We start from the raw sequence: 4,933 nt of genomic DNA, 5'->3' as shown, positions 1-4,933 counted from the left end.
GGCTCCAACACCTCGGCCAGCGGCAGGGGCGCGGGGCAGCCTGCGGCGTCCATCTCCAGCGCCTCGCCCGGCGACCAGGCGCGAAAGATCATCGGCGCATCCCGTTCCAGCACCACCGGCAGGCACAGCCGCCGCCCCGCCGCCTCCAGCGCCACGGCCAGGGCCTCAGCGTCCAGTTCGGACCCCATGGCGCTGTACAGGGCCACCACCTGCCCCGGCGGCAGGGCCTCGGCATGGTCGGCGGCGCGCCGGGCGGCCATCGGATCGGCCTCGGCCAGAGCCTTGCGCCGCGCGCGGGCGGCCGACCGGAGTTCATGCTTCTCAAGGGTCATGACGCGGGCTTACACGCCCCATCCGGTCCCGCACAGAGACCATGCCCCTCGCATGCCGGACTCGCTCAAGCAGCGAGCCGCCGCGCGGCGAGCGGTAGCGACAAAAAAGAGAAGTTGGCGGCGCCGCAAGAACCGTGAAGGGCGTTTAAATCCTCTCGAACCTGGGTAGCCAGGTGGGCTCCATATGCCCAGGCCCTCGAGCCCGGACAGGGACAGATCCCTTTGAGTGAATTAAGGTCGCGAGGAAATGTATGCCTTCGACGAGGGCCGCAGCAAGACCCGCCGTCTGACAAGATAGGCGCTGCGCCCCGCCTTCTCAAGCGCCGTGATCAGATCGGCCGTGATCAGATAGATTGGGCGATCTTCTCGATCCGCGCGGCCACGGCGTTCAGCGCCTCGGCCACCCCGTCGCTGGTCGGCGGCGCGACGGCTGTCTGCGGCGCAGGACCCCCGCCCCCGTTCAGGCGCGCCTCGTGCAATTCGTCCGACAGGATCAGGGCCGACATCAGGAACAGCCGCAGGTCCCCCACATGACCCACGTCCTGGGCCACCTGGCGCACCTGATTGTCGAACTGTTTGGCCAGGATGCGGACCCGCTCCTCCTGCCCGTCCGCGCAGCCCACCGCATAGGGTCGGCCGTTCACCTCCACCGTCACCGTCGCCATCAGCGGGCCTCGCTTTCGGTCTCTTCGCCGTCCTGGCGCAGTTCGTCCTGATCCAGATCATCCTGATCCAGCACCTCGCGCACGGCGGCGGCCGCCCGGGCCAGGGCCTGCGACGCCTCGCGCCCGGCCACCTCCAGCTCGGCCACCCGCGCCGCATCCGCCCCGTTCCCGGCTCGGGGCGCGAACAGGTCGTCGTCGGCGATCGCCGGCGCGGAGGCCGGGCGAGCCTTCAGCTCCAGGATCTTGCGTTCAAGTTCGGCCAGGGCCCGGTCGATACGGGCCCGTGCGGCCGTGGTGGCGTCTGCCATCGGTCGCTCCTTGTAAATTCCGTATAGAACCCGAGGACGCGCCGGGGTAAAGCGGCGCGCTTCTGAATTTCCGCTTCCGCCGAAAGGTCTTCCCCCGTGACCGACGTCAAATCCGCCCCCAAGGCCACGCCCCAGCAGATGGCCAACGCCATCCGCGTCCTCGCCATGGACGGCGTCGAACAGGCCAAGTCGGGCCACCCCGGCATGCCCATGGGCATGGCCGACGTCGCCACGGTGCTGTTCTCCAAATTCCTGAAGTTCGACGCCAGCCGCCCCGACTGGGCCGACCGCGACCGCTTCATCCTGTCGGCGGGCCACGGCTCGATGCTGATCTACGCCCTGCTGCACCTGACCGGCTACAAGGCCGCGACCAAGGAAGAACTGTCGAACTTCCGCCAGTGGGGCTCCAAGACCGCCGGCCACCCCGAATACGGCCACATGCCCGGCGTCGAGGTCACCACCGGCCCCCTGGGCCAGGGCCTGGCCACCTCGATCGGCTTTGCGATGGCCGAGCGTCACCTGGCCGCCAAATACGGCGACGACCTGGTCGACCACCGCACCTGGGTCGTCGCCGGCGACGGCTGTCTGATGGAGGGCGTGTCCCAGGAAGCCATCGCCCTGGCCGGCCGCTACAAGCTGAACAAGCTCACCGTCCTGTGGGACGACAACGAGATCACCATCGACGGCAAGGTCTCCCTGTCCGACGCCACCGACCAGAAGGCCCGCTTCAAGGCCGCCGGCTGGGCGGTCAAGGCCATCGACGGCCATGACATGGACGCGATCAAGTCCGCTCTCAAATGGGCGACCCGCCAGGACAAGCCGACCCTGATCGCCTGCAAGACCAAGATCGGCAAGGGCGCCGCCACCATGGAAGGCAGCCACAAGACCCACGGCGCCGCCCTGGGCGCCGCCGAGATCGCCGCCACCCGCCTGGGCCTGGCCCGGGATCACGAACCCTTCGACATCCCCCAGACCATCGCCGACGCCTGGTCCAAGGTCGGTCGTCGCGGCGCCAAGGACCGCAAGAAGTGGGAGGCCCGCCTCGCCGCCTCGGGTCAGGCCGCCGACTTCACCCGCGCCATGAAGGGCGACCTGCCGGAAGGCGCCTTCGACGCCCTGAACGCCAAGATCGCCGAACTGATCGAGACCCAGCCGGCCCAGGCCACGCGCCAGTCCTCGGGCGCCGCCCTGGACCAGGTCTTTGCCTCCATCCCCGAACTGGTCGGCGGCTCGGCCGACCTGACCGGCTCGAACAACACCTTCGTCGCCGGCACCCCCATCCTGGACGCGCCGTCCTATGAGGGCCGCTACGTCAACTGGGGCATCCGCGAGTTCGGCATGGCCGCGGCCATGAACGGCCTCGCCCTGCACGGCGGGGTCATTCCCTACGGCGGCACCTTCATGGTCTTCTCGGACTACAGCCGCCCGGCCATCCGTCTGGGCGCCCTGATGGGGGTCCGCGCCATCCACGTCCTGACCCACGACTCCATCGGCCTGGGCGAGGACGGCCCCACCCACCAGCCGGTCGAACACCTGGCCGCCCTGCGCGCCATCCCCAACCTTCTGGTCTTCCGCCCCGCCGACACGGTCGAGGCCATGGAATGCTGGAAGATCGCGCTGGAGACCAAGACCGCCCCCTCGGCCATGGCCCTGTCGCGCCAGAAGACCCCGGCCGTCCGCACCGTCGCGGGCACGGAAAACCTGTCCGCCAAGGGCGCCTATGAGATCAAGCCCGCGTCGGGCGAGGCCAAGGCCACCCTGTTCGGCACCGGCACGGAACTGGCCCTGGCCCTGAAGGCCGCCGAAACCCTCGAGGCCGAAGGCGTCCCGACCCGCGTCGTCTCCGTCCCCTGTGTCGAACTGTTCGAACAACAGGACGCCGCCTACCGCGCCTCGGTCATCGGCCGCGGCACGATCCGCGTCGCCGTCGAGGCCGCCATCAAACAGGGCTGGGAAGGCTTCATCGGCGAAGACGGCGCCTTCATCGGCATGACCGGCTTCGGCGCCTCGGCCCCCGCCGAAGTCCTCTACGACAAGTTCGGCATCACCGCCGACGCGGTGGTCGCGGCGGTCAAGGCCCGGCTCTAACCCCTCTCACCTCCCTCTCCCTCTGCGGGAGAGGGAGACCGCGCACGGCGGCGAAGCCGTCGTCCTGGCGCGGTCGGGCGAGGGGTCGCACCGACCGCAAAAGTCCAACATCCACCGACCCCTCATCCGGCCCTCCGGGCCACCTTCTCCCGCAGGGGGAGAAGGGACGTTGGAGCAGACGATGAATCTCGGCACCCCCCTCTCCGACACCGCCATCCGCGTCATGCTCCTCGGCTCGGGCGAACTGGGCAAGGAGGTCGCCATTGAGCTTCAGCGGCTCGGCGTCGAGGTGATCGCCGTTGATCGCTATCCCAACGCCCCCGCCATGCAGGTCGCGCATCGCAGTCACGTCATCCCGATGACCGATCCCCAGGTGCTGAACGGCGTCATCCTGGCCGAGGCCCCGCACATCATCGTGCCCGAGATCGAGGCCATCGCCACCGAGGTCCTGGCCGATATCGAGGCCGCCGGCCTCGCCGTCGTCATCCCCACCGCCCGCGCCGTGCAACTGACCATGAACCGCGAGGGCATCCGCCGCCTCGCCGCCGAAGAGCTGGGCCTGCCCACCAGCCCCTACGCCTTCGCCGGTTCGGCCGAGGAACTGGCCGCCGGCGCCGAGACCGTCGGCTACCCCTGTTTCGTCAAGCCGGTCATGTCCTCGTCCGGCAAGGGGCAGTCCTTCGTCGAAAGCCGCGACGAAATCGCCGACGCCTGGACCTATGCTCAGGATAGCGGCCGTGTCGCCGGCGCCCGCGTCATCGTCGAGGGCCGCATCGACTTCGATTTCGAGATCACCCTGCTGACCGTCCGCTCGCGCGCCGCCGACGGCTCGACCCGCACCGACTTCTGCGCCCCCATCGGCCACCGCCAGGTCAAGGGCGACTATGTCGAGAGCTGGCAACCCCAGGCCATGACCCCCGCCGCCCTCGCCGCCGCGCAGGACATCGCCGGCAAGGTCACGGACGCCCTCGGCGGCCCAGACAACAAGGGATGGGGCGTCTTCGGCGTCGAACTCTTCATCAAGGGCGACCAGGTCTGGTTCTCCGAGGTCTCGCCCCGCCCCCACGACACCGGCCTCGTCACCCTGGCCAGCCAGACGATGAGCGAGTTCGCCCTCCACGCCCGCGCCATCCTGGGCCTGCCCGTGGACGTCACCCAGCGCGAGCCCGCCGCCAGCGCCGTCATCTACGGCGGCATGGAGGCGCAAGGCGTCGCTTTCGAAGGCGTCGCCGAAGCCCTGTCCGTCCCGACCGCCGACCTGCGCCTTTTCGGCAAACCCGAAGCCTTCGAGCGCCGCCGCATGGGCGTCGCTGTCGCCCGCGGCGCCGACACGGACCAGGCCCGCGAACGGGCGCGCGGGGACTCGTGAACGCATTAGAGACGCACGCCCGCTTACTCCCTGATGCTAAAGGCGCCTAGCGGGACCCCACAATATACATTACAGTGCATATAACAGACAGACCTCATCGCACATACCGTAGTCACGGTCGACTCGTACAGTCTCGCAGCACCTATCTGTCAGAACCTCATGCTGGCCACG

The 4,933-nt window shown here is 69.2% G+C and carries 4 protein-coding genes, 1 other RNA gene and 1 pseudogene; 2 read left to right on the top strand and 4 right to left on the bottom strand.

All coding sequences use genetic code 11. From position 1 onward, the window contains the following. From ER13_RS16150 to ER13_RS16140, 4 genes and pseudogenes are all read right to left on the bottom strand, one after another. A pseudogene (locus tag ER13_RS16150) lies at positions 1-332 on the bottom strand (5-formyltetrahydrofolate cyclo-ligase); the annotation flags it as partial. Positions 333-448: 116 nt separating this feature from the next. After that, positions 449-611, bottom strand: a non-coding RNA gene (gene ssrS / locus ER13_RS18070) — 6S RNA. Between the two features lie 65 nt (positions 612-676). Next, entirely contained in the window at positions 677-997 is a 321-nt protein-coding gene (locus tag ER13_RS16145) for a cell division protein ZapA (protein WP_035310919.1), read from the bottom strand. Then, entirely contained in the window at positions 997-1,305 is a 309-nt protein-coding gene (locus tag ER13_RS16140; RefSeq protein ID WP_035310918.1) for a hypothetical protein, read from the bottom strand. Before ER13_RS16140 ends, ER13_RS16145 begins: the two co-directional genes overlap by 1 nt. A gap of 96 nt (positions 1,306-1,401) precedes the next feature. On the opposite strand from ER13_RS16140, the gene tkt reads away from it, so the two are divergent. Together tkt and purT are read left to right on the top strand one after the other, a co-directional pair. After that, positions 1,402-3,393 carry a transketolase gene (gene tkt / locus ER13_RS16135; RefSeq protein WP_035310915.1) on the top strand — a complete coding sequence of 664 codons (1,992 nt, stop codon included), beginning with the start codon at positions 1,402-1,404 and terminating at the stop codon, positions 3,391-3,393. Positions 3,394-3,574: 181 nt separating this feature from the next. Next, on the top strand, positions 3,575-4,762 hold the full coding sequence (purT, locus tag ER13_RS16130) for a formate-dependent phosphoribosylglycinamide formyltransferase (protein ID WP_035310913.1): 1,188 nt from the start codon (positions 3,575-3,577) through the stop codon (positions 4,760-4,762). Positions 4,763-4,933 lie beyond the last annotated feature (171 nt).

The sequence above is a fragment of the Brevundimonas sp. EAKA genome (assembly GCF_000698025.1).
In the GTDB taxonomy this organism is placed as follows: Bacteria; Pseudomonadota; Alphaproteobacteria; order Caulobacterales; family Caulobacteraceae; genus Brevundimonas; species Brevundimonas mediterranea_A.
The sequence above is the reverse complement of the archived record's forward strand: the minus strand, read 5'-3'. Positions and strand labels throughout refer to the sequence as shown.